Here is a 22101-nt window from a genome sequence, read left to right on the forward strand (position 1 = left end):
CAGGCGTCTGAGGTCAAGGGCGCGCGAAGCCGGGGAACCGCGCGACGAAGCCCGCATGCGCCGCGAGCAGCTCGCGCGCGTACCGGGGGTGGTTCGCCGTGGTCGCGTCCACGTCGAGCTCCACGATGCGGCGCACCTCGCCCGGTCCCTCGAGGAGGGACGCGTGCACGCGGAGCCCCGCGTCGTGCAGCCCGTCCACGAGCGACCGCGTGAGGCCCCGCCACGGCAGCATGATCGTGCGCGCCCCCGTCGGCGCGACCGCGTCACGCCACTCGCCGTCGATGTCGGCGACGAGCAGACCCGTGCCGCGCGGGAGGTCGGGCAGCCCGGCCGTCACGTCCACGAGCGCCTGCGGGTGGAAGCTGATGACCGTGCAGCGGGCGCGGTCGGCGTCGCCCCGGGCGCGCAGGAGCGTGACCAGGGGTCCCGCCGCCGCCGGCGCCTTGACCTCCACCTGCACCAGCCCGCGCGTGCGGTCGAGCACCTCGTCGAGGTTCGGCACGCGCTGGCCCGAGCCGAGGTCCACCGATCGGACCTCGGCCAGCGTCAGCTCCTCGACGGGCGTGTCGAGGTGCGGGCCGGGCGCCGCCGCCGTGCGCTCGAGCGTGCGGTCGTGCAGCACGACCACCTGCCCGTCGCGCGTGAGGCGCACGTCGAGCTCGATCTCGTCCGCCCCGGCCCGCTCCGCCGTCGTGAAGGACAGCATCGTGTTCTCCGGGCAGTCCGCCATGCTGCCGCGGTGGCCCGCCAGCAGGAAGGTGCGCGGAGCGTCGGTCACAGGTACGGCTCGACGTTCTCCTTGTAGGCGGACGTGAGCTGCGTCGCGGCGGCCGGGAAGACCGCCGCCGGGTCGGCGTCCTGCGTGAGGATCTGCGACCACGGCTGCTGCAGGTACGTGTCGCCGTTCGGGATCAGCGTGCGCGCCCAGTCCTGCGAACGGACGTGGTCGAGGCTGTCGTACACGGTGCGGAAGGCCGGGTTCGAGGCCCAGAAGCCCGTGAGGTCGGTCGACTCGCCCGCCGAGGTGCGGGAGGGCGCGTAGCCCGTCTTCTTCGCCAGGGCGACCTGCTGGTCGACCTCGGTGAGGTGCTTGATGAACATGGCGGCGGCGAGCTGCTGCTCCTTGGTCTTGCTGCCGATGACCGCGAGGCCCGTGCCGCCCGTGGGGACGAACTGCCCCTGGGGGCCGCCCGGGAGCACGCCCGTGCCGATGGGGAACTTCGCGCTCGCGGTGACGATGCCGACCGCGCCCGCCGAGGCGATGGTGCACGGCGCGAGCCCGCCCGCGAAGTCGACCGCGGTGTCGCCGCTGGCCGCCGCGACGTTCGCGATCTTGGAGTCGAAGACGAGACCGCGTGCGTAGCGGGCCGCCTCGAGCGTCTCGGGCTGGTCGAGCTTGAGGTCCCAGCCGTCGGAGTACTGTCCGCCGCGGCCCCAGAGGACGTTGCTCATCGCCCAGGTGCCGATGGATCCCTGCGGCAGGCGCACCGCGGGGTTGCCGCCGGTGACCTTCATGATCGCCGGCGCCCACTCCTCGAGCTCCGCCCAGGTCTCGGGCGCGCGGTCGGGCAGGCCGGCCTTCTGCCAGATCGACTTGTCGTAGTAGAAGATCGGCGTCGAGCGGGCGTACGGCACCGCGTAGCGCGCTCCGTTGTAGAGGTAGTCGTCGAGGAACACCTTGTTGAAGTCGTCGACCTCGAAGCCGAGGTGCGACATGAGGCCGTCCATCGCGATCGACTGCTTGTTGACCATGTAGCGGAACCACCAGGTGTCGCTGGCGTTCACCATGTCGGGCATGCTGTCGGTGCCCGCGGCCGCCTGCAGCTTCTGCGCGATCTCGTCGTAGCTCGCGCCGCCCGTCACCACGTTCACGGTGATGCCGGTCTTCGCGAGGAAGTCGGCCGCGAACTGCGCCTCGAGGTCCGAGGTCTGGCCGGGGTGCGTGGTCCACCAGGTGATGTCGGTGGCGGGCTGGATCCCGTCCCAGTCGGTGTCGGGGGCCGCGGTGGCCGCCGTGTCGCCGCCGACCGACGGACCGGAGCAGGCGGCGAGCACGGCGGTGCCGCCGAGGATGGCGCCGAGCTTCAGCACGCCGCGGCGGTCGAACGGACGGGCGGCGAAGCCGCCGCGGGCCGAGCGGGGGTCGATGGGCATGGTTCTCCTGGGTTCGGGATGCGGGTCGTGCGGGGAGGGGGGAGGTGAGGTGGGGAGTGCGGGACGTACGTCAGCCGGTCACGGCGCCGGCGGTGAGGCCGCCGACGATGCGCCGCTGGAAGACGAGGAAGACCGCGAGCACCGGGATCGTCACGATGACGGTGCCCGCCATCAGCACGCCCCAGTTGGTGATGCCCGTCGTGTCCTGGAGCAGGGTGAGGCCGACGGGCAGCGTCATCATGCGCGGGTCGGTGGTGACGAGGAGCGGCCAGAGGTAGTCGTTCCACTCGCCGACGATCGAGACGAGGGCGACCGCGGCGATCGTGGGGCCCGACATGGGGATCACGAACGACCACAGGCGACGCAGGTGACCGGCGCCGTCCATGGACGCGGCCTCGAGGACGGAGCCCGGCAGCGTGAGGAAGTGCTGGCGGAAGAGGAACGTGCCGTACGCGCTCGCGACGCCGGGGAGGATGAGGCCCGGGTAGGTGTTGATCCAGCCGAGGCCCGCGATGACCTGGTAGTTCGGGATCATCACGATCTGCTGGGGGACGAGGAGCGCGAGGATCACGACGCCGAACCAGACGTTCTTGAACGGCACGCGGATGAAGACCAGCGCGTACGCGGTCATCAGGCCGAGCAGCACCTTGAGGCCCGAGCCCGCGATCGTCTTGATGATGCTGTTGGTCGCGAGCGTCGAGAAGGAGACCGTGTCGGACGCGGTCGCGTAGTTCGTGGGCGCGAAGGACGACGGGAGGATCTTCAGCGGCAGCGAGTAGATCTCGCCGAAGTCCTTGAAGCTCGTGAGCACCATCCAGACGAGCGGCAGGAGCATGACGACCACCGCGAGGGCGAGCGCGAGGTACGTGCCGGCGAGGGACGGGCGGGCCGACCCCTTCCCCGACGGACGGAGGCCGCGACGCGGCCGGCGGGATCCCGCGGTGACGGCCGCGGGCTCCGGGCGGGCGAGGGTCGTGGTCACGAGTAGTGCACCTTCCGCTGGACGATCACGAGCTGGACGAGCGTGATGACGAGCAGCACGAGGAAGAGGATCGTGGCGACGGCGGACGAGTAGCCGGCCCGTCCGGCCACGAAGCCCTCGTGGTAGATCTGGTACATCATCGTGGTGGTCCCCTGCAGCGGCCCGCCCTTGGTCATGGCGCTGATGAGGTCGAAGGTCTGCAGCGAGCTCAGCAGCGTGGTCACGCTGAGGAAGAACGTGGTCGGGCTCAGCAGCGGCAGCACCACGCGGAGGAACGTGCGGATGCGACCCGCGCCGTCGAGGGCGGCCGCGTCGAGCAGGTCCTTCGGCACCGCCTGGAGACCCGCGAGGTAGATGAGGGCGCAGTAACCGAGGTCGCGCCAGACCTGCACGGTGGTGACCATCGCGAGCGCGGCGCCCGGGTCGCTGTACCAGTCGGGCGACGGGAGGCCGACGAATTGGAGGCCCGCCGAGATCAGGCCGAAGTTCGGGTCGAAGACGTAGAGCCAGAGGAAGCCGACGGCCACGCCCGAGAGCACGTACGGCGCGACGATGATGGTGCGGACGGGGCCGCGCAGCCGGATCCTGCGGTTGAGCAGCACGGCCACGCCGAGCCCCAGCACCATCGAGCCCACGACCGTGACGCCCGTGAAGATCACCGTGACCGAGACGACGGTGGGCGTCTGCGGGTCCTGGAACCAGGCGACGTAGTTGGCGAGGCCGACCTCGCGGGCCACCTGGGACCCGATGTTCCACTGCAGCGTCGAGTAGTAGAAGGACTCGAGGAGCGGCTTGTACGTGAAGACCGCGAGCAGCAGCACGTTCGGGCCGACGAAGGCGAGGAACAGCAGGCCGTCGCGGAGGCTCCCGGGTCGGCGGCGGCGCGGGCGCGGCGCGGCGGCCGGGTGCGCCGCATCGGTCGGTCGGGGCGCGCCGGTCGGGGGCGGCGCGGCCGCCCGGGCGGGCGCGGTGGTGTGCGTCACGTCGGTGGTCCTCCTCGCACCCGGATCGGGAACGTTCCCGGATGCCCGGCGAGCTTCGCGAGCGGGGGTGAACGGACCGCTTCCATCGCATGGCGCGGCGGTGGACGAGCGACGGCCAACGTCCCCTGTACGGGGGACGCCGGCCGTCGTGTCACGCGCGCGGGGAGGCGCCGCGCATCACGTGCGCGGAGGTGAGGCCGGGCCGTCGGGGGTCGCCGGGTCGTCGCCGGCGGGATCCGCGGGGGGCGACGTGCGCGGCTCGCGCTCCGGCGCCGAGTCGCGCGCGAGGTCGGCCTCGAGCTTCTCCGCCTCGAGCCGGCCGCGGATCTCCTCGCGGTAGCGCGTGCGGCGGATCCGGCGGGTCATGTCGACCATGAGCAGCAGCACCATGACGGCCACGAAGAAGATCGCGAGGAAGCCGATCGGGCCGGGCGAGACGGTGTCGGGGTCGAACTCCGCGGTGGGCGTGGGGCTCGGCGTGGTGGTGACCGCGGTCGCGAGCCGCAGCACGAGGTCGGCGCCCCTCACGCGACCGCCGCCTGCTCCTCGTCGACGATGCCGGCGAAGAGGTCGTGCTCCTCCTCCGGCGCGTCGACGCGCGACTCCACGAGCTGGAAGTCCTCGAACGGCCACGCCCGCTGCTGCAGGTCGCGCGGCCAGCGGAAGAACGTGCTGTCGGGCGCCACCTGGCTCGCGTGCGAGAGCAGGGCGCGGTCGCGTGCCTCGAAGTGGTCGGCGACGTGCACGTGCGTGGTCGCGAGGTCGGGGCGGTCGCCCATCCAGCCCAGCATCTCGTCGACGGCCTCGAGCATCTCGGGGGCCGCGTCGGTGGCGACCAGGTGCTCGCGCACGGCGCGGAGCTTGGCGCCGTTGAAGATCCGGTCGAAGTAGAGCTTGGAGATCTGCCACGGCTCGCCCGCGTCGGGGTAGGAGCCGGCGACGCCGGACTCGCGCCACGCCTCCATGGCGATCACGTGCGCCTGGATGTGGTCGGGGTGCGGGTAGCCGCCGTTCTCGTCGTAGGCCACGAGCACGTGCGGGCGGAACTCGCGCACCAGCCGGATGAGCGGCTCGGCCGACACCTCGACGGGGATGCTCGCGAAGGCCGCGGGCGGCAGCGAGCCGTCCTCGCGCGCCATGCCCGAGTCGACGTAGCCGAGCCAGCGGTGCTGCACGCCCATGACCGCCTGCGCGCGCGCCATCTCGATCCGGCGGAGCCCCGGCAGGTCGCGCTCCGCCATCGCGCGCTCGGCGAGGCCCGCGTTGAGGATGTCCCCCGCCTCGCCGCCCGTGCAGCTGACGACCATGACCTCCGCGCCCTGGTGCGTGTAGTGGGCGTAGGTCGCCGCGCCCTTGCTGGACTCGTCGTCGGGGTGGGCGTGCACGGCCATGAGGCGCAGGGTCACGGGGCTCCAAGGGTGGGGAATGTAGTCTGAACACCCAGAGTACAAGGTGCGTGTGAGGAGATCGCCGTGACGCCCGAGTCCCGCTCCCCCGCCCCCGCCGGCCCCTCGCTGGAGGACGACGAGACCGTCGAGCACCGCGTCCCCGCCCCCCGCTCGACCGCCGCGCTCGACGAGCGCTACGGCCGCACGCGGCCCGCGCGCATCCGCCAGCGTTGGCTCTACGGCATCGCCGGCGGCCTCGTCGCGGTCGTGTTCGGCGCGTGGGTGCTGTGGGCCGGGCTCGACCAGGCGTCGGGATCCATCGACGCCACCGACCGCGCCTTCGACATCGTCGACGCCCGCACCATCGACGTCACCTTCTCCGTCGTCATGCCCGCCGGCACCCGGGCCTTCTGCGCCGTGCAGGCGCAGGACGAGCAGCGCTCCATCGTCGGATGGAAGGTCGTCGAGCTGCCGGCCCAGGACGGCTTCGAGCGGATGGAGACGGTGCGCCTCCGCACCACCGGTCCCGCGGTGACCGGGTTGATCCACAGCTGCTGGCCCGCCTAGAGTGGGGGATTCGCCTCGACGGTTCCGTCGGGGCGTCCGTGCGAGTGCAAGGAGTCCATCGTGGCGCAGGAGCAGGCAGTCACCTGGCTGACCCAGGAGGCGTTCGACCGCCTCAGCAGGGAGCTCGACACCCTCAGCGTGCAGGGCCGCGAGGAGATCGCGAAGAAGATCGAGATCGCCCGCGAGGAGGGCGACCTCAAGGAGAACGGCGGCTACCACGCGGCCAAGGAGGAGCAGGGCAAGATCGAGGCCCGCATCCGCCAGCTGACGCAGCTGCTGCGCACGGCCGAGGTCGGCGACGCCCCCGAGAGCCACGGCGTCGTGGAGCCCGGGACCGTCGTCACCGCGCTCATCGCCGGGGACGCGACGAAGTTCCTGCTCGGCAACCGCGAGATCGCGGGCGACAGCGACCTCGACGTCTACAGCGAGCAGTCGCCGCTCGGCGCCGCCATCATCGGCTGGGAGGTCGGGCAGAAGGGCGCGTACACCGCGCCGAACGGCCGCGAGATCCCCGTCGAGATCCAGGCCGTGGAGAACTACACGCCGTAGCGCACGAGGCCATCACGGCGAGAGGGGACGCGGACCGCAGGGTCCGCGTCCCCTCTCTCGTCGGGCGGCGAGGCGCCGGGCCGCGCGCCCGGGGGTCAGTCGCGCTGGAGGCGCGGGTCGTAGCCGGCGTCGCGCAGGCGCTGGACGACCTCGTTCGTGTGCTCCGGACCGCGCGTCTCGACGCTCACCTCGAGCTCGACCTCGCTGATCTGCAGGCCGCGGCCGTGCCGCGTGTGCAGCACCTCGACGACGTTCGCGTTCGCCTCCGAGATGATCTGCGAGGTGCGCGCGAGCTGGCCCGGGCGGTCGGGCAGCATGATCCGCAGCTTCACGTAGCGGTCGCTCGCGGCGAGGCCCCGGCTGATCACGCGCTCCATCATGAGCGGGTCGATGTTGCCGCCCGAGAGGATCACGACGGTGCGGCCGGCGTCCGTCACGAGCCCCGCGAGGATCGCGGCGACACCCACCGCGCCCGCGGGCTCGACCACGAGCTTCGCGCGCTCGAGGAGCAGCAGCAGGGCGCGCGCGGTGTCGTCGTCCTCGACGGTGACGACCTCGTCGACGCTCTCGCGGATGATGTCGAAGTTGAGCAGGCCGGGCTTCGCGACCGCGATGCCGTCGGCGATGGTCGGCGTGATCTCGATCTCGGTAGCGCGGCCCGCGGCGAGGGACGGCGGGTAGGCGGCGGCGTTCCGTGCCTGCACTCCGACGACGCGGATCGTGCGGCCCTCCTCGGCGGCGCGCAGCTTGAGGGCCGTCGCGACGCCGGAGATCAGCCCGCCGCCGCCGATGGGCACGACGACCGTCTCGACGTCCGGTGTCTGGTCGAGGATCTCGAGGCCGAGCGTCGCCTGGCCGGTGATGACGTCCTCGTGGTCGAACGGCGGGATGAGGACCGCGCCCGTCTGCGCCGCGAACTCCGCGGCGGCCAGCAGCGGCTCGGCCACCGTGTGCCCGCGCAGGATCACCTCGGCGCCGTACTGGCGGGTGGCCTGGAGCTTGGGGAGCGCGACGCCCACGGGCATGAAGATCGTGGCGCGGATCCCCAGCTCGCGCGCCGCGAACGCGACGCCCTGCGCGTGGTTGCCGGCCGACGCGGCCACGACGCCGCGCGCCTTCTCCTCGTCGGTGAGGCGCGAGATGCGGTTGTAGGCGCCGCGGATCTTGTACGACCCGGTGCGCTGGAGGTTCTCGCACTTGAGGTGCACGGGGCTGCCGAGGATCTCCGCGAGGAACCGGGACGACTCCATCGGCGTGACCTCGGCGACGCGGCTGACGATCTCCCGGGCGGCCTCGATGCGCGCGAGCGTGGGCGCGGATCCGCGGGGCAGCTCCCCGGCGAGCGCGGCGGCGTCCTCCCCCAGCTGCGACGGATCGACCTCGTCGCCGACGGCGCGCAGGTGCGGCAGGTCGGCGTGCGGCGCGGCGGCGGCCTCGTCGGCGGGGGTCCGGGCGGGGGCGGCGTCGGTCATCGGGTGGGCTTCCTCGGGTTCGGGCGGCGGGTGGCGTGCGCGGCGTCGGCGGGGACCGCGGGAGGCGGCGGCTCGGGCTGCCCGCGCCACGCCCCGCTGGCGACGTGCTTGACCATGGAGTTGAGGGTCGCGACGAGCGGCACGGCGAAGAAGGTGCCGGCGATGCCGCCGACCATGCCCCCCGCGGCGACCGAGAGGACGACCGCGAGCGGGTGCACCTTGACGACCGAGCCCATGATGAGCGGCTGGAGGACGTGCCCCTCCACCTGCTGCACGATGAGGACGATGGCGATCATGATGAGCGCCTGCGTCAGACCGTTGTAGACGAGCGCCACGAACACGGCGAGCGTGCCGGTGACGACCGCGCCGACGATCGGGATGAAGGAGCCCAGGAACACGAGCACGCCGATGGGGATCGCGAGCGGCACCCCGATGATGGCGGCGCCGCCGGCGATGCCGATCGCGTCGATGAGCGCGACAAGGACCTGCACCTTCACGAAGTTCTGCAGGGTGCTCCAGCCGGCCCGGCCCGCGCCGTCGACGGCGGGACGCGCGAGCCGCGGGAAGAGCCGCACGACCCAGCGCCACATGCCCGCGCCGTCGATGAGGATGAAGAGGGTCGAGAAGAGCACGAGCAGCACACCCGTGAGCACGTGGCCGAGCGACGACGTGACGGACAGCGCGCCGCTGAGGAGCGCGCCCGCGTCGCGCTGCACCGCGTCGACCGCCTGGGAGTACGCGTCGTTGAGCTGCTGCTCGGAGAGCTGGAGCGGCCCGTCGGTGAGGAACCCGCGGAGGTCGGCGTAGCGGGTGAGCGTCTGCGCGCGGAGGGAGTCGTACTGGCCGATGATCTGCGTCGTCACGAGGTACACGAGGGCGGCGACCGCGACGATGACGCCGATCTCGGAGACCGCGACGGCGAGCCACTTGGGCACGTGGTGGCGCTGCATCCACTGGGAGATGGGGACGAGGAGGGCCGCGAGCACGATGGCGAGGAACAGCGGGATGACGACGTACTCCAGCTGGATCACGAGCCACGCGACCACCCCGAGCACGCCGAGGATGAGGAGCAGCCGCCAGGCCCACGCGCCCGCGATGACCATCCCGGGCGGCACGGTCTCGGCGACGGTGCGCGCGACGGGCGGGACGGAGTCGATGTCGGGCTCGGCGGGCCGCTCGGCCGCGCGGGCGGCTGCCGCGGCGCGCGCACGGGATCGCTGGCCGAAGATCATGCTGGGAGTCTAGGACGGGGCTCCCGTGCGGCCGCTCCCCGCCGGGCCCGGGCGCCCGGTCGGGACCGCCCGGGTCGGGGGTCGCCGCTAGCGTCGCAGCATGGCCGACACCGTCTCCCCCGCCCTCGCCCGACGCGTGGCCCTGGCGGCGCAGGGGCTGGGCCGGCCGCTCGCCGACGCGGCGGGCACGCGCCGCCTGGCCGCGGAGATCCGGCGGCTCGGCCTGCTGCAGATCGACTCCGTCAACGTGTTCGAGCGCAGCCACCACCTGCCGATGCTCGCCCGCGTGGGGCCCTACGACCGCGCCGCGCTCGACCGGATGCTGTTCGGCGGCGGCGGCGCGTACGCCGAGTACTGGGCGCACCAGGCCGCCGTGCTGCCCGTCGACGACCTGCCGCTGTTCGGATGGCGGATGGCCGCGGAGCGCGACCGTCGCACGCGGCCCGGCTCCTGGGCGCTCGAGCACGCGCCGCTGATCGCCGAGGTCCGCGCCGAGCTCGCCCGCACGGGGCCGGTCCCCGCGAGCGCGATCGAGCACGAGTCGAACGTCCGCACGGGTCCGTGGTGGGGCTGGTCGGACGTGAAGCGCGCGCTCGAGGCGATGTTCGCGTGGGGCGAGATCGCGAGCGCCGGCCGGCGCGGCTTCGAGCGGGTCTACGGGCTCGCGGAGGACGTGCTGCCGGCCCGCGTGCGCGATCGCGGAGTACCGGAGGAGGACGCCGTGCGGGAGCTCGTGCGCCGGGCCGCCGTCGCGCACGGCATCGGCACCGCGGCCGACCTCGGCGACTACCACCGGCTGTCCCGCGCCGCGACCGACCGCGCGCTCCGCGACCTCGCCGACGCGGGCGAGGTGCTGAACGTCACCGTTCCCGGGTGGGAGGGGCGCGGGAAGCCGCTGCCCGTCTGGCTGCACCGGGACGCGCGGCTGCCCCGGCGGATCCGCGGCGAGGCCCTGCTCTCCCCCTTCGACCCCGTCGTGTGGTTCCGCGAGCGGGCGCTGCGCCTCTTCGACCTGCACTACCGGATCGAGATCTACACGCCGGCGGCGCAGCGCGTGCACGGCTACTACGTGCTGCCGGTGCTGGTGGACGACGAGATCGTCGCCCGGGTCGACCTCAAGAGCGACCGGCAGGCGGGCGTGCTGCGCGTGCAGGCGTCGTGGATCGAGGGGCGCCACGATCCCGCGACGGTCGCGGAGCGCATCGCACCGCTGCTCGAGCGGGCCGCCGTGTGGCAGGGGCTGGACGGCGTCGGCGTCGTCGACCGCGGCACCCTCGCGCCGGCGCTGCGGGCGCACCTGCCGGCCGTCGCCGCCAGCTCGGCCGCCGATCCGGCCGGGTGAGGCGCCGCCGTCAGAACTGCACGCGCGGCGGCTCGGCGATGGACGCGAGGCTCGAGACCTCGTAGAAGTCCCGCTCGCCGAAGCCCAGCCCGCGCACGAAGAGCGTGTTCGGGAACTGCGTGATCTTGGTGTTGAGCTCGCGCACGCCGCCGTTGTAGAAGCGGCGCGACGCCTGGATCCGGTCCTCGGTGTCCACCAGCTCGCCCTGCAGCTGCAGGAACGTCTGGCTCGTCTGCAGCTGCGGGTACGCCTCGGCGACCGCGAACAGCGACTTCATCGCACCCTGCAGGTGCTCCTCGGCGGCGCTCGCCTCCGCGGGGCTCGCGGCGCTGATCGTCTCGGTGCGCGCGGAGGCCACCTTCTCGAACACCTTCTGCTCGTGGTTCGCGTAACCCTTGACCGACTCGATGATGGTCGGCAGCAGGTCCGCGCGCCTCTTCAGCTGCACCGTGATGTCGCTCCACGCCTCGTCCACCCGCACGTTCAGGGTGACGAGGGCGTTGTACGTGGCCCAGAGGTAGATGCCGACGAGAACTGCCAGGAGCACGACGACTCCGAGCGCGATCCACAATTCCATGCTCAGGATCCTACGCGCGGGCCTGGGGAGGACCCGGGGGATCCCGGGCCCGCGCACCCGTTCTGGGGGCGTCGCGACCGTGCGCGTCCGGGTCAGCCGCGCGCGCGGAGGGTGTCGCGGAGGAAGCGGTACGAGGAGCGCGGCGTGCGGTCGCCCGTGCGCGGATCCACGTGCACGAGGCCGCGCGGCGCCCGGCGCCCGGCCTCCCACTCGAAGCCGTCGAGGAGGCTGCCGGCGACGACGGCCTCGAGCCGCACGCCCTCCGCCGGGCCGCCCGGCGCGACGGCGGCGAGCGCCCGCACGAGGTGGTCGGAGATCGCGTGCGCCCGGAGCGGATCCCGGCGGGAGCCGTCGCGGTCGTCGACCTGCTCGGGGTGGGCGGCGTCGAGCCCGGAGAGCACGACGGGCGGCAGGGCGTCGCCGTAGCGCGCGCGGAGGTCGGCGAGCACGACGGGCACGAGGTCGGGCGCGACGGGGTGGCCGTCGAGGGAGGCGGGGTGGTCGGTCCAGGGCAGCTCGGCGAACGGGATCGCGGTGGACCCGGCGACGACGCGCGGCACGGCGGCGACGCGGACGGGGTCGGCGAGCGCGACCCCGTAGTGGTCGAGCGGCTGGCCGATGGAGCGGAGGTCGGCCGGGTCCACGCGCCCGAGGCGCTCGAAGGAATCCGCGTGCGGGCCGTCGAGGTCCGGGTAGCGGCCGAGCAGCACGGCGTCGGCGAAGAGGTCCTGGTGCAGCGCGCGCGCCACGACCGCGGCGGCCCGGTCGTCGTCGTCCCCGGATGCGGCCTCGACCACGCGGTGGGCGTTCACGATGCCGACGCGGGCCGAGGAGCTCGCACCGCGGATGGCCTCGACCGCGCGGCCGTGCGCGAGCAGCTGGTGGTGCACGGTGGGCAGCGCGTCGAGGCCGAGGCGCGACCCCGGCGCGTGCGTGCCGGTGACGTGTCCGGCCATCGTCGTGAGCGCGGGCGTCCGGAGCGTGACCCAGTCGGGCACGCGGTCGGCGAGCGCCTCGGCGGCGAGGTACGCGAGGTCGCCGAAGCGCAGCGCGGTGTCGCGGTGGAGCCAGCCGCCGCGGTCCTGCAGCTCGACGGGCAGGTCGTGGTCGTGCAGGGCGGCACGCGGGCGGATCCCCGCGGCCAGCAGCGCGTCCACCAGCTCGTCGTAGAACCCGATGCCCTCGCGTCGCAGGCCCCCGCGGGCCTCGGGCTGGATCCGCGACCAGGAGAGGGAGAAGGAGAGGACGTCGACGCCGAGCTCGGCGGCGAGCGCCACGTCCTCCGCGCTGCGGGCGATGTGCTCCGCTCCGCGCTCGGGGTCGCTGCCGTCCGCCACCGCGCCGGGCCGCCGGGCGAACGCATCCCACACGGACTCGGTGCGGCCACCCTCGTGCGCGCGGCCCTCGACCTTGGTCGCGCTCGTGCTCACCCCGATGCGCGGGCCGCCCGCGAGCAGACCCGCCAGCTCGGTCGGCGTCGGGCGGTCGGGGGCGGCGTCGCGGGGGGTCACGTGAGCCAGTATCGGGCACCGGGACGGCGCCTCCCCGCGCCGGAGGACCGAGCGGCGACCCGTCACCGCGGCCGAGCAGACCCGGGGGCCGCACCGAGGACGCACACCGCGCGTCCCGGCGTCGGGCACACGCCGCACAGGTTCGGGTACCACTTCCGTCACAGTCGGAGCGGGCGGTTGACACGCCCGGATGCACCCGCCTGAATGGAGGCACGGTGCAGCGACTGGCGAGGAACGAGGGACGTCCGACCACGGGGGGTGGAGCGGGCGGCGTCCGTCGATCCCGCGAGCGGGCCGTCCGGACCGCCTCGGTGCTCCTGCTGCTCGCCGCCCTCACCGCGGGCGGCACCGCCGCCGCCACCGCCGCCACCGAGACCCCGACCCCCACGCCGAGCCCCGTCCCCTCCGGCGCGCCCGCACCCGCGCCGACGGTGGAGACGCCGCCCTTCTCGACCGACGGCGCCGTCGCGGTCACCGGCACGCGGCCCGCGGGCGCCGACGTGCAGGTCACCATCGCGAGCGTGCCCGCCGCCGTCACGCTCCCCAGCTCCACCACCTGGCGCGCGACCGCGACGGGCGTCCCGGACGGGCAGAGCCCCGTGCGCGTCACCGCGGGTGGCCAGGAGGCCACCGCCACCGCGTCCGTGCTGCGGGCTCCGGGCGTCAACAGCTTCTCCGTCACGACCACCGGGCTCGTCAGCGGCACGGGCTACCCGGGCGCCATCGTGGACGCCCGCTCGGGAGGCGCCGCCTGCCGCGCCACCGTCGGCGCCTCCAGCACGTGGGCCTGCCTGCTCGCCCCGCCGCCGGCGTCCGGGACCGGCGTGCCCGTCACCGCCACGCAGTCCACGCCGTGGAGCACGGGCACGCCCGCCGTCGGGCGCGGCACCGGGAACTTCGACACGACGGCGCCCGGCGCCGCGGTCATCACGGCACCGGCCGCCGGCGCCACCGTCGCCGCGGCGGGGATCACGATCTCCGGCACCTCCGACGAGGACGGCGCCCTCGTGCGCGCGTACATCACGGGCTACGGCGACGCCGCGTGCCAGGCGCAGGTCACCGGCGGGCGCTGGTCGTGCACGACCGGCACGCTGCCGCCCGGGCCGCTCGGGATCACGGCGACGGTGACGGATCCGCTCGGCAACATCAGCACGCTCGCACCCGAGGTCGACATCACGGTCGCGCAGCCCGCCGCATCGCCCACCCCGGCCGCGACGACGCCGCCCGCGACCCCCACGCCCGGCGCCACCAGCTCGCCCGAGGGCACGCAGGCGGCGCCCGCGCCCGGATCCGTCCCCGGCGGCGGCGAGGGCGGCGGCGCGACCGGCACGGCGCCCGGACCCGACGGCGCACCCGGATCCGCGCCCGCCGCGGCCGCGCCCGGCACCTGGAACGCGCCCACGCGCTTCGGCACGTCGCTCCAGCCCCTGCCGGCGGCGTTCACCGACGGGCGCGGCCTCCTCCCCCTCCTCCTCGCCCTCGGCGCCGTCCTCCTCGTCACCCTCCCGGCCCTCCTCCTCCGCGGCGCCCTCGTGGCCCGCTTCGGCGGTCGCCACCGCGCGGCCGAGGACGTCACGCCGCTCCGCTTCATCGTCCGCGGCGACGCCGCCGCCCTCACCACGCGCGCCGCGGCCGCCGCCTTCACCGACTCGACCGCGACGACCGGCCAGCTGCGCATCGTGCCCGGCCTCCTGGACTCCGGTCCCCTCCCCGTGCCCGCCCGCCGCGAGCCCGAGCCGACGCTCCTCGGCGCCCGCCCCGCCCGCGAGCCGGGGCGCGCCGGCCGCTGGGGTGCCGCGGCGGCAGCGCTCGCCCTGGCCGCCGCGCTGGCCGCCCTGTCGCTGCCCGTGGGATCCGACCCCAACGCCGTGCGCCTCTTCCTCGCGGCGCTCGTGGGGCTCGCCGTGGTCAACGGGGTCGGCGTGGTCGCGGTCGCCTCGGTGGCCGGCCGCGTCGGCGCCGGGCCCGCGCGCGTGCGCGCCGTGCCCGCCCTCCTCGTCCTGTCGGCGACCGCCGTGCTCGTGTCACGCGCGTTCGGCCTCGCCCCGCCCATCGTCATCGGCCAGGTCCTCGGCATCGTGGCCGACGACCGCGACGACCGGTCCCGGGCCCGCCTCGCGCTCGTGCAGTCGGGATCGCTCGCGACGCTGGGCCTCGTGGCGTGGATCCTGTACGGCCTCGTCCCCGCGGCCGGCGGGATGTGGCCGCAGCTGGCGAACGAGCTCCTGAGCGTCATCACCCTGGCCGCGCTCAGCTCCGCGGCGCTGGCGCTCGCGCCCGTCTCCCTCGTGCTCGGACGCTCGCTGCTCCTGCGCTCCCTGCCGCTGTGGGCCGTCGTCAGCGTCGCCGTCCTCACGCTGGCGTTCGCCGCCGTGGCCACGACCGCGAGCGGCGTGCCGGCCGAGGTCTGGATCACGGCCCTCGTCATGGCCGGCGCCTTCGCGGCGGTGAGCCTCGCCGTGTGGCTCTGGATCCGCGTGGTCGAGCCCTCGCTGCAGCGCCTCTAGCAACGTGACGCGCACGGGCACGTCGTCCCCGCGCGCGGGCCGCGCACCGGGGTCGCGGGGATGAGCGACGCGCACGACCCGGGTCCGCCGCCCGCGCGGATCGCCGTCGACGTGGAGCGGGTCCGTCGGCTCGTCGCCGACCAGTTCCCCGAGTGGGCCGAGCTCCCCGTCGCACCCGTCCCGGCGAGCGGCTGGGACAACCGGACCTTCCGCCTCGGCGACGCCCTGCTGGTGCGGCTGCCGAGCGCCGCGGAGTACGCCCTGGCGGTCCCGAAGGAGCAGCGGTGGCTCCCGCGCCTCGCGCCCGCGCTGCCGGTGCCCGTCCCCGTCCCGCGGGCGCAGGGCGTCCCGGGGTCGGGGTACCCGTTCCCCTGGTCGGTGTACGAGTGGATCGAGGGCGAGCCCGCGAGCTCCCGACCCGCGCGCGACCCGGTCGAGCTCGCGGAGGACCTCGCCGGCTTCGTCGCGGCCCTCCAGCGCGTCGACGCCTCCGCCGGCCCGCGGCCGGGCACGCACAACTGGTTCCGGGGTGGATCGCTGCTCACCTACGACGCGCAGACCCGCCGGGCCCTCGCCGAGCTGGGCGACGAGGTCGACCACCTGGCGGCCGCGCGCATCTGGTCGCGCGCGCTCGCGTCCCGCTGGGACGGCACGGACGTCTGGTTCCACGGCGACCTGGCGCCGGGCAACGTCCTCATCCGCGACGGGAGGCTGTCGGCCGTCATCGACTTCGGCACGTGCGGCGTCGGCGACCCCGCGTGCGACGTGGCGTCCGCCTGGACGCTGCTCCCCGCCGAGGGGCGCGCGGCGTTCCGCGACCGGCTGGCGGTCGACGACGGCCTCTGGGCCCGCGGGCGAGGGTGGGCGCTGTGGAAGGCACTGGTCACGTGCGTCGAGCACCGGGGCCGCACCGACCGGGCAGCCGTCGACGCCCGACGTGCGCTCCGCGGGATCTGCGCGGAGCACCAGGACGCCTGAGCGCCCCTAGCAGCCGCCACCCGCCGCCGTCCGCTGCCGCGCCGCACCTGGTGCGGACCCCCGGCCGGGGCCACACTGGGTCCGTCGCCAGCTCCGGCGGCCTCGACCCGGCCCGCGCGGCCCCGACGGCAGGAGTCCAGCATGAGCACACCGAGCACGTCCCTCTGGGCGGCGCTCACGAGGCGGAAGCCCGTGGAGACGATCGAGGCGGAGCCCGGCGCGGCCGGCGAGGAGGGCGGCCTCACCCGCTCGCTCGGCCTCTGGCAGCTGACGGCGATCGGCGTGGGCGGCATCATCGGCACGGGCATCTTCACGCTCGCGGGCACCGTCGCGAACCAGACGGCCGGTCCCGCCGTCCTCATCTCCTTCCTCATCGCCGGCATCGCGAGCGCCGCGGCCGCCCTCTCCTACGCCGAGTTCGCCGGCATGATCCCGAAGGCCGGCTCCGCGTACACCTACGGCTACGCGGCCCTCGGCGAGATCGTCGGCTGGTTCATCGGCTGGGACCTGCTGCTCGAGTACACCGCCATCGTCGGCGTGGTCGCGATCGGCGTCTCCGGCTACGCGGGCTTCCTCCTCGACCAGTTCGGCGTCGACCTGCCCGCGTGGATGCTCGGTGCGGCCGGCACGGGCGACGGCCACGTGGTCGACCTCTTCGCCGTCATCCTCTGCCTCGGCACCGCCTTCGTCCTCACCCGCGGCATGAAGAGCGTCGGCCGCTTCGAGCTCTACCTCGTGGGCCTCAAGGTGGCCCTGGTGCTCGTGATCGTCGTCATCGGCTTCACGCAGATCACCGGCGCCAACTACCAGCCGTACTTCCCGTTCGGCGCGGCCGGCGTCTTCACGGGCGCCGCCACCGTCTTCTTCGCGGTCTTCGGCTACGACGCCATGAGCACGGCCGCCGAGGAGTCGAAGGACGCAACCAAGCACATGCCGAAGGCGATCCTGCTGTCGCTCGGCATCGCGATGGTGCTCTACGTGCTCGCGACGATCGTGCTCACGGGGATGCAGAAGTACTCGGACATCAACCCGAAGAGCGGCTTCGCGACCGCGTTCGAGTCGGTGGGCCTGCCCGCCGTGGCGAACGTGGTGGCCGTGGGCGCGATCGTCAGCGTCGTCACCGTGATGCTCACGTTCATGCTCGGGGCGTCGCGCGTGTGGTTCTCCATGAGCCGCGACGGGCTGCTGCCGAAGTGGTTCGCGGTCACGGACCGGAAGCGCAACGTGCCCACGCGCGTCACCTGGATCATCGGCATCGGCTCGGCCCTGTTCGCGGGCTTCCTGCCCATCACCGTGGTGGCGGAGCTGACGAACATCGGGATCCTGCTGGCCTTCGTGGTGGTGTGCGCCGCCGTCATCGTGCTGCGCTACAAGCGCCCGGAGATCCCGCGGGCGTTCCGGCTGCCGTTCATGCCGGTCGTGCCGATCATCGGGATCGGCTTCTCGCTGTGGCTCGTCTCGTCGCTGCCGTGGGAGACGTGGGTGCGGTTCCTGGTGTGGCTCGTCATCGGCCTCGTGATCTACCTCACGTACTCGCGCCGCAACTCGGTGCTCGCCCCCGACAGCCCGCGCAACCGACGCTGACCGGCGCGGACGACCGCACGACGACAGGGGCGCCGCCCACCTCGCGAGGTGGTCGGCGCCCCTGCTGCGTCGTGACCCGCTGGCTAGTTCGCGCCGCTGGTGTTGATGCCGCCGTTGACGCCGGAGGGGAAGAACCCGCCCTTCGTCACGGCCTTGTTGTTCAGGTACACGATGTTGAGGACCTGACCGGTCGTGCGGCTGAACGCGATCGAGTTCGCGTCGGTGGGCACGAGGTTGGCGCCGCCCGAGACCGTGATGCCCTGGTCGAGGTCCGTGGACCCGTCGAGGGAGTCGCGCGCGTTGGAGATCGCGTTGGTCGGGGCCGCGAGGCCCTTCGCGAACAGCGACGTGCGGATGATGCCCGCGTGGTACGCCTCGACCGCGAGGATGCCGGCGGCCGCCTCCAGGTACGTCTTGTTCGTGATGAGCGGCGCGGCGCCCTTGTAGGCGGTGACCCCGACGTCCTCGAACACGAACGACGCGAGCAGGAAGTTCTCGTCGCTCGCGAACGCGTCGAACCTCTCGCCCGCCTTGATGAGGCCGGCGGCCTGGGCGGCCGCGGAGAACGCCGCGTCGAGGTCGATCGCGGGACGCGCGACCCTCGCCGAGCCGAGCGCGGACCGCAGGAACTTCACGTGCGCCTTCTCGTCCTGCGCGATCTCGCGGGCGTACTGGCGGATCGCGTTGTCCTTGAACTGCACCTGGCGACCGCCCGTGACCGCGCCCGGCGTGCCGACGCCGGAGATGTCGTTCGGGACGAGGCCCGCGCCCGTGGAGGCGCGGAGGTAGAACTCGGCCTCGAGGTACTCGAGGTTGAGCGCGAAGTTGAGGACCGCGGCGTCCGTGACGGCACCCGCGTCGGCCTCGGCCTGAGCGTCGGCTGCCTGGGCGCCGGTCGCGGGGATCAGGGCCGCGGCGCCGACGCCGAGTCCCGCGATGCCCGCGGCGCTGAAGAAGCGACGACGGTCGAGCGGCGACTGCGCGCTCTTGTCGATGGCCTGGGTGATGAACTTCTTGTCGAACATGGATGAGCTCCCTTGATCGGCGCGTCCGTATCCCAGATACCGAGCGCGTGGTGGTTCGAACGCTGAACGGGTAGTCGGCATCCAGGAAGAGGCGCAGGGCATCGTTTCGCCGGATGTCGGAAAGCGTTCGGAACCCGGCTCGGTGCGGTTTGGGTCGGATCCATGCGGATCCGACCCGCGACGATCAGGTCGGGATGACCTTGAACAGGAACTTGCGCTTGACCATGAACCAGATAACCGCGAGCACGAGGGTGTGGATAGCTGTCCCCTGCCAGAAATTGGACCTGTCGAGGAACGGCAGGCTGCCCACGAGCAGCACGAAGAACACGTGGACGATGAAGACGTAGAGGCTCGCGGATCCGAGCGGCGTGTAGAACCAGCCGAACGCGCGGTCGACGGGCTTCCAGACCCGGGTGAGGAACGTGTACGCGACCACGAGCATGAGCGCGAGGTCGATGAGACGCCCGGGCTGCAGGAACGTGCGCTGGTACATCGACTCGTACAGCGACGAGTAGAGGCCGTCGGGCACGCCCGGGATCGCGACGCCGAACGTGTGCCCGGCCCAGAGGACCGCGAGCCCGCCCGTGTAGGCGACCAGCAGGATCGTCACGAGCACTCGACCGACGCGGCCCGTGAGCGCGCGCGTGATCTGCCTCCGGTAGTAGCCGATCACCATGCCGTTGAGGAACGCGACCTGCCACGTCAGCAGCGGGAAGACGTCCTCGAACATCGACGGCAGCACACGGATGTCGTACTGCGCGTTGAGGAGGTACGCGGCCCAGCTGACGATGAGCACGACCCACCACATGCGGCGGCGGAGGAGCCAGACGATCGCGGGGACGAGCAGGGTCAGCACCACGAACAGGCCCATGATGTTGAACACCCACGGGCCCATGCGGATCAGCAGCAGGTCGCGGATCGCGTACCAGGGCGGCGGGTAGTCGAGCAGGCGCGCGCCGTTCGGGTAGAGGTCGTAGACCTGCCCGGTGGTGACCTTGCCGTCGGCGCCCGTGCCGCGGTCGGTGAACGTGGTGATCACGTCGGTGTTCAGGAACGGCACGAACGTGAGCGCGAAGACGATGACGACGACGGCGATCGCCACGATGTACTGCTTGAGCGCGCGCCGGAGGATGGAGACGAGCGCCTTGACCTCGCCGAACTTCTTCACCGCGAGCGGGTAGACCATGCCGAGCACGAGGCCGGAGAGCAGCACGAACATCTCGGCGCCCGTGATGGCGCCGATCGCGTTGATGCTGACGTAGGAGTACGGGCTCGCCACCTCGATGTGCGTGACGACCACGACGACGATGATCCAGCCGCGGAAGAGGTCGAGGCGGCGGTCGCGGGGGCTGTTCTCGTCGGGGTAGCGCCAGCCGGGCTTCAGGCGGCCGATGGGGCCGGAGATCACGAACAGCAGCAGGAGCACGACCGCGCAGAGCACGATCCAGCCCATCTGCTCGTCCTCCGGGGATCCCGGGTCGCGGTACTGCGCGGTGGCGACGTTGGCCCGCTCCTGGTCGAAGACCTGCGTGACCGGGCCGAGGGTCGCGGTCGCCGGATCCAGGTGCGTGAGCAGGGCGGACGCCACCGCGGTGTCGCCCGTCGCCCGCCAGTCGATGACGGCGCCCTGGGCCTCGGCCTCGGTGCGCTGGAGCTCGCGCCACACGACCATGCCGATGCCCGGGTGCGCGGACCGGATGTCGGCGGAGAGCACCTGGTCCCACCACGCGCTCTTGATGTCGATCTCGGAGGCGCCGTCGGTGCGGGCCGGGTCGTACAGCGCGCCCGTCTCGATGACGGCCGGCTTGCCGGTGCCCTCGATCCACTCGGCCGCGAAGTCCCGCCCCGCGCCGCCCTGGTCGGAGTAGCCGTACGCGCCGGTGAGCTCGCGGGAGAACTTGTCCTGCTCGGGCACGACGTTCTCGCCGAACTCCTGCTGCGGGATCACCTCGGTGCCGAGGTAGTCCTCGGTGGGCTGACCGACGGTGAAGTCCTGCTCGGAGCCGAAGTGGGACGCGGACAGGCCCACCCAGTCGACGGCGTCGTCGCCCGGGTAGTACGGCCGGTACGCGTCGTCGTCCACGTCGACGCGGCCGTTGCCGTCGGTGTCGAGCTCGGCGATGGAGCGGGTGGCGGATCCCTGCGTGAGGCCGTCGGCGGATCCGAACGGGTAGCCGGCCGCGTACGCGGGCGACCACACGGTGACGGCGCCCGCGTCGGAGGCGTGCACGGCGTCGGCGACCTGGCGGAACGCGGTGACGTACGCCGTCGGCTGCTGCCCCCAGGGGGTCCACGAGCCGTTCATCTCGGGGGCGAAGCGCACGAGCGCGCGGGAGTCGTAGCGCTCGCGGAGCGCCTCGAGCCGGCCGGTGAGCGCGGTCGCGTCCGCCGCCGTCAGGTCGGCGAGCGGCTTCGTGGGCTCGAGCGTGAGGAAGAGGAGCGACCCCTGCTGCGCGGCCTGCTGCGCGAACTGGTCGAGGTAGGTGACGTCGTCGGATCCGAGCGGGTAGCGCACCGACTGGCCGAGCACCGCGGGGGTCGCCCCGAGGCGGTCGGCGTAGCTCTGCGCGTCGTCGGCGGTCCAGTCGATGATGCCGCCGAACCAGGGCGCGGCCGGCCCCCGGGTGAGGTCGACCTCGTCGGCGGGCGCCGCGGGCGCGGCCGCCTGCGGCGCGGCCCGTGCGGCCGGCTCCGCGAGCGCCGCCGTCGCCGGGACGACGGCGATCGCGAGCGCGACCATGGCCGCGGCCCAGCCGCCGATCCGTCCTCGCGTGCGCCCGCCCCCGCGTGCCCGCATCCCCCCGCCGCGCATCAGCCGCGGAGCCTGACCAGTCGCCAGCGGTTGCTGCCGTCGGTGCGCTCGTAGGTGAGGTCGTCGAGGATCGCCTGGGCGAGGGCCAGCCCGCGGCCGCTCTCGCTGAGGTCGTCGGGCATGGACACCCGGGTGAGGTCGACGTCGGCGGGCTGGCCGTCGTCCTCGAACAGCGCCACGATGCGGTCGTGCTGGCAGATCACGGTCATGGTGAAGGTCACGGGGTAGCCCGCGCGCTCCCCCACCGCGACGCCGTGCTCCACCACGTTGCCCGCTATCTCGACCACGGCCGTCTCGAAGAGCATCCGCTCCTCGTCGCTCACGTCGAACGCCTGGTCCCAGACCGCGGAGATGACGGCGTGCACCGCGGCGAGGCTCTCGTCCACCGCGGGGAGCGTGACGTTCGCCCTCACCGGCGGCGCGTGGTGGGTCATGCCC

Annotated in this window: 19 protein-coding genes; 6 read left to right on the forward strand and 13 right to left on the reverse strand. The window is 73.5% G+C overall.

Features of this window, described 5'->3' with window-relative positions; genetic code table 11:
- Window positions 1–13: 13 nt before the first annotated feature.
- From ITJ40_RS14165 to mca, 6 genes are all read right to left on the reverse strand, one after another.
- Window positions 14–778: a glycerophosphodiester phosphodiesterase family protein gene (locus ITJ40_RS14165; protein ID WP_194667683.1), complete on the reverse strand. Its 765-nt coding sequence runs from the start codon at window positions 776–778 to the stop codon at window positions 14–16.
- A complete protein-coding gene (locus tag ITJ40_RS14170) occupies window positions 775–2154 on the reverse strand; it encodes an extracellular solute-binding protein (protein WP_194667684.1) in 1380 nt (459 codons plus the stop codon). Before ITJ40_RS14170 ends, ITJ40_RS14165 begins: the two co-directional genes overlap by 4 nt.
- A gap of 70 nt (window positions 2155–2224) precedes the next feature.
- Window positions 2225–3136 (reverse strand): carbohydrate ABC transporter permease, encoded by a 912-nt coding sequence (locus ITJ40_RS14175; protein ID WP_194667685.1) that lies wholly within the window; start codon window positions 3134–3136, stop codon window positions 2225–2227.
- Window positions 3133–4119 (reverse strand): carbohydrate ABC transporter permease, encoded by a 987-nt coding sequence (locus tag ITJ40_RS14180; RefSeq protein WP_194667686.1) that lies wholly within the window; start codon window positions 4117–4119, stop codon window positions 3133–3135. The genes ITJ40_RS14175 and ITJ40_RS14180 overlap by 4 nt, the downstream gene beginning before the upstream one ends.
- A gap of 177 nt (window positions 4120–4296) precedes the next feature.
- Window positions 4297–4647 carry a hypothetical protein gene (locus tag ITJ40_RS14185; protein ID WP_194667687.1) on the reverse strand — a complete coding sequence of 117 codons (351 nt, stop codon included), beginning with the start codon at window positions 4645–4647 and terminating at the stop codon, window positions 4297–4299.
- Entirely contained in the window at window positions 4644–5525 is an 882-nt protein-coding gene (mca, locus tag ITJ40_RS14190) for a mycothiol conjugate amidase Mca (RefSeq protein ID WP_194667688.1), read from the reverse strand. Before mca ends, ITJ40_RS14185 begins: the two co-directional genes overlap by 4 nt.
- A gap of 66 nt (window positions 5526–5591) precedes the next feature.
- Between mca and ITJ40_RS14195 the strand changes: the two genes are divergently transcribed.
- Entirely contained in the window at window positions 5592–6074 is a 483-nt protein-coding gene (locus ITJ40_RS14195) for a DUF4307 domain-containing protein (RefSeq protein WP_194667689.1), read from the forward strand.
- 60 nt (window positions 6075–6134) lie between these two features.
- Complete coding sequence (gene greA, locus ITJ40_RS14200; protein WP_194667690.1) at window positions 6135–6623, forward strand: transcription elongation factor GreA; 489 nt, start codon at window positions 6135–6137, stop codon at window positions 6621–6623.
- A 95-nt stretch (window positions 6624–6718) separates the two neighbouring features.
- Here the strand turns inward: greA and ilvA are convergent, their stop codons facing one another.
- A complete protein-coding gene (ilvA, locus tag ITJ40_RS14205) occupies window positions 6719–8095 on the reverse strand; it encodes a threonine ammonia-lyase (RefSeq protein WP_194667691.1) in 1377 nt (458 codons plus the stop codon).
- Entirely contained in the window at window positions 8092–9327 is a 1236-nt protein-coding gene (locus ITJ40_RS14210; protein WP_194667692.1) for an AI-2E family transporter, read from the reverse strand. The genes ilvA and ITJ40_RS14210 overlap by 4 nt, the downstream gene beginning before the upstream one ends.
- A gap of 100 nt (window positions 9328–9427) precedes the next feature.
- Between ITJ40_RS14210 and ITJ40_RS14215 the strand changes: the two genes are divergently transcribed.
- On the forward strand, window positions 9428–10669 hold the full coding sequence (locus ITJ40_RS14215) for a winged helix-turn-helix domain-containing protein (RefSeq protein WP_194667693.1): 1242 nt from the start codon (window positions 9428–9430) through the stop codon (window positions 10667–10669).
- A gap of 10 nt (window positions 10670–10679) precedes the next feature.
- Here the strand turns inward: ITJ40_RS14215 and ITJ40_RS14220 are convergent, their stop codons facing one another.
- Window positions 10680–11246, reverse strand: a complete 567-nt coding sequence (locus ITJ40_RS14220) for a LemA family protein (protein WP_194667694.1) — start codon at window positions 11244–11246, stop codon at window positions 10680–10682.
- A gap of 92 nt (window positions 11247–11338) precedes the next feature.
- Window positions 11339–12757, reverse strand: a complete 1419-nt coding sequence (locus ITJ40_RS14225; RefSeq protein WP_194667695.1) for a family 1 glycosylhydrolase — start codon at window positions 12755–12757, stop codon at window positions 11339–11341.
- A gap of 311 nt (window positions 12758–13068) precedes the next feature.
- Here ITJ40_RS14225 and ITJ40_RS14230 point away from each other — a divergent pair, with 311 nt between their 5' ends.
- From ITJ40_RS14230 to ITJ40_RS14240, 3 genes are all read left to right on the forward strand, one after another.
- A complete protein-coding gene (locus tag ITJ40_RS14230) occupies window positions 13069–15264 on the forward strand; it encodes a hypothetical protein (protein WP_370532064.1) in 2196 nt (731 codons plus the stop codon).
- A gap of 60 nt (window positions 15265–15324) precedes the next feature.
- Window positions 15325–16242, forward strand: a complete 918-nt coding sequence (locus tag ITJ40_RS14235) for an aminoglycoside phosphotransferase family protein (protein ID WP_194667697.1) — start codon at window positions 15325–15327, stop codon at window positions 16240–16242.
- 141 nt (window positions 16243–16383) lie between these two features.
- The gene (locus tag ITJ40_RS14240) at window positions 16384–17826 is read left to right on the forward strand and encodes an amino acid permease (RefSeq protein WP_194667698.1); all 1443 of its coding nucleotides are present in this window, start codon (window positions 16384–16386) and stop codon (window positions 17824–17826) included.
- A gap of 83 nt (window positions 17827–17909) precedes the next feature.
- On the opposite strand, the gene ITJ40_RS14245 is transcribed toward ITJ40_RS14240, so the two are convergent.
- The 3 genes from ITJ40_RS14245 to ITJ40_RS14255 form a co-directional block, all read right to left on the reverse strand.
- On the reverse strand, window positions 17910–18851 hold the full coding sequence (locus ITJ40_RS14245) for a ferritin-like domain-containing protein (RefSeq protein ID WP_194667699.1): 942 nt from the start codon (window positions 18849–18851) through the stop codon (window positions 17910–17912).
- A 184-nt stretch (window positions 18852–19035) separates the two neighbouring features.
- Window positions 19036–21648, reverse strand: a complete 2613-nt coding sequence (gene opgC / locus ITJ40_RS14250) for an OpgC domain-containing protein (protein ID WP_228512463.1) — start codon at window positions 21646–21648, stop codon at window positions 19036–19038.
- A gap of 14 nt (window positions 21649–21662) precedes the next feature.
- Complete coding sequence (locus ITJ40_RS14255) at window positions 21663–22097, reverse strand: ATP-binding protein (RefSeq protein WP_194667700.1); 435 nt, start codon at window positions 22095–22097, stop codon at window positions 21663–21665.
- Between the last annotated feature and the right edge of the window lie 4 nt (window positions 22098–22101).

This window comes from Clavibacter sp. VKM Ac-2872, from assembly GCF_015351105.1.
Lineage (GTDB): Bacteria > Actinomycetota > Actinomycetes > Actinomycetales > Microbacteriaceae > Clavibacter.

Coding starts and splice junctions, on each gene's coding strand:
- ITJ40_RS14245 (WP_194667699.1), bottom strand. CDS start 18,851: ATGTTCGACAAGAAGTTCATCACCCAGGCCATCGACAAGAGCGCGCAG.
- ITJ40_RS14255 (WP_194667700.1), bottom strand. CDS start 22,097: ATGACCCACCACGCGCCGCCGGTGAGGGCGAACGTCACGCTCCCCGCG.
- ITJ40_RS14235 (WP_194667697.1), top strand. CDS start 15,325: ATGAGCGACGCGCACGACCCGGGTCCGCCGCCCGCGCGGATCGCCGTC.
- opgC (WP_228512463.1), bottom strand. CDS start 21,648: ATGCGGGCACGCGGGGGCGGGCGCACGCGAGGACGGATCGGCGGCTGG.
- ITJ40_RS14210 (WP_194667692.1), bottom strand. CDS start 9,327: ATGATCTTCGGCCAGCGATCCCGTGCGCGCGCCGCGGCAGCCGCCCGC.
- ITJ40_RS14215 (WP_194667693.1), top strand. CDS start 9,428: ATGGCCGACACCGTCTCCCCCGCCCTCGCCCGACGCGTGGCCCTGGCG.
- ITJ40_RS14240 (WP_194667698.1), top strand. CDS start 16,384: ATGAGCACACCGAGCACGTCCCTCTGGGCGGCGCTCACGAGGCGGAAG.
- ITJ40_RS14220 (WP_194667694.1), bottom strand. CDS start 11,246: ATGGAATTGTGGATCGCGCTCGGAGTCGTCGTGCTCCTGGCAGTTCTC.
- ilvA (WP_194667691.1), bottom strand. CDS start 8,095: ATGACCGACGCCGCCCCCGCCCGGACCCCCGCCGACGAGGCCGCCGCC.
- ITJ40_RS14170 (WP_194667684.1), bottom strand. CDS start 2,154: ATGCCCATCGACCCCCGCTCGGCCCGCGGCGGCTTCGCCGCCCGTCCG.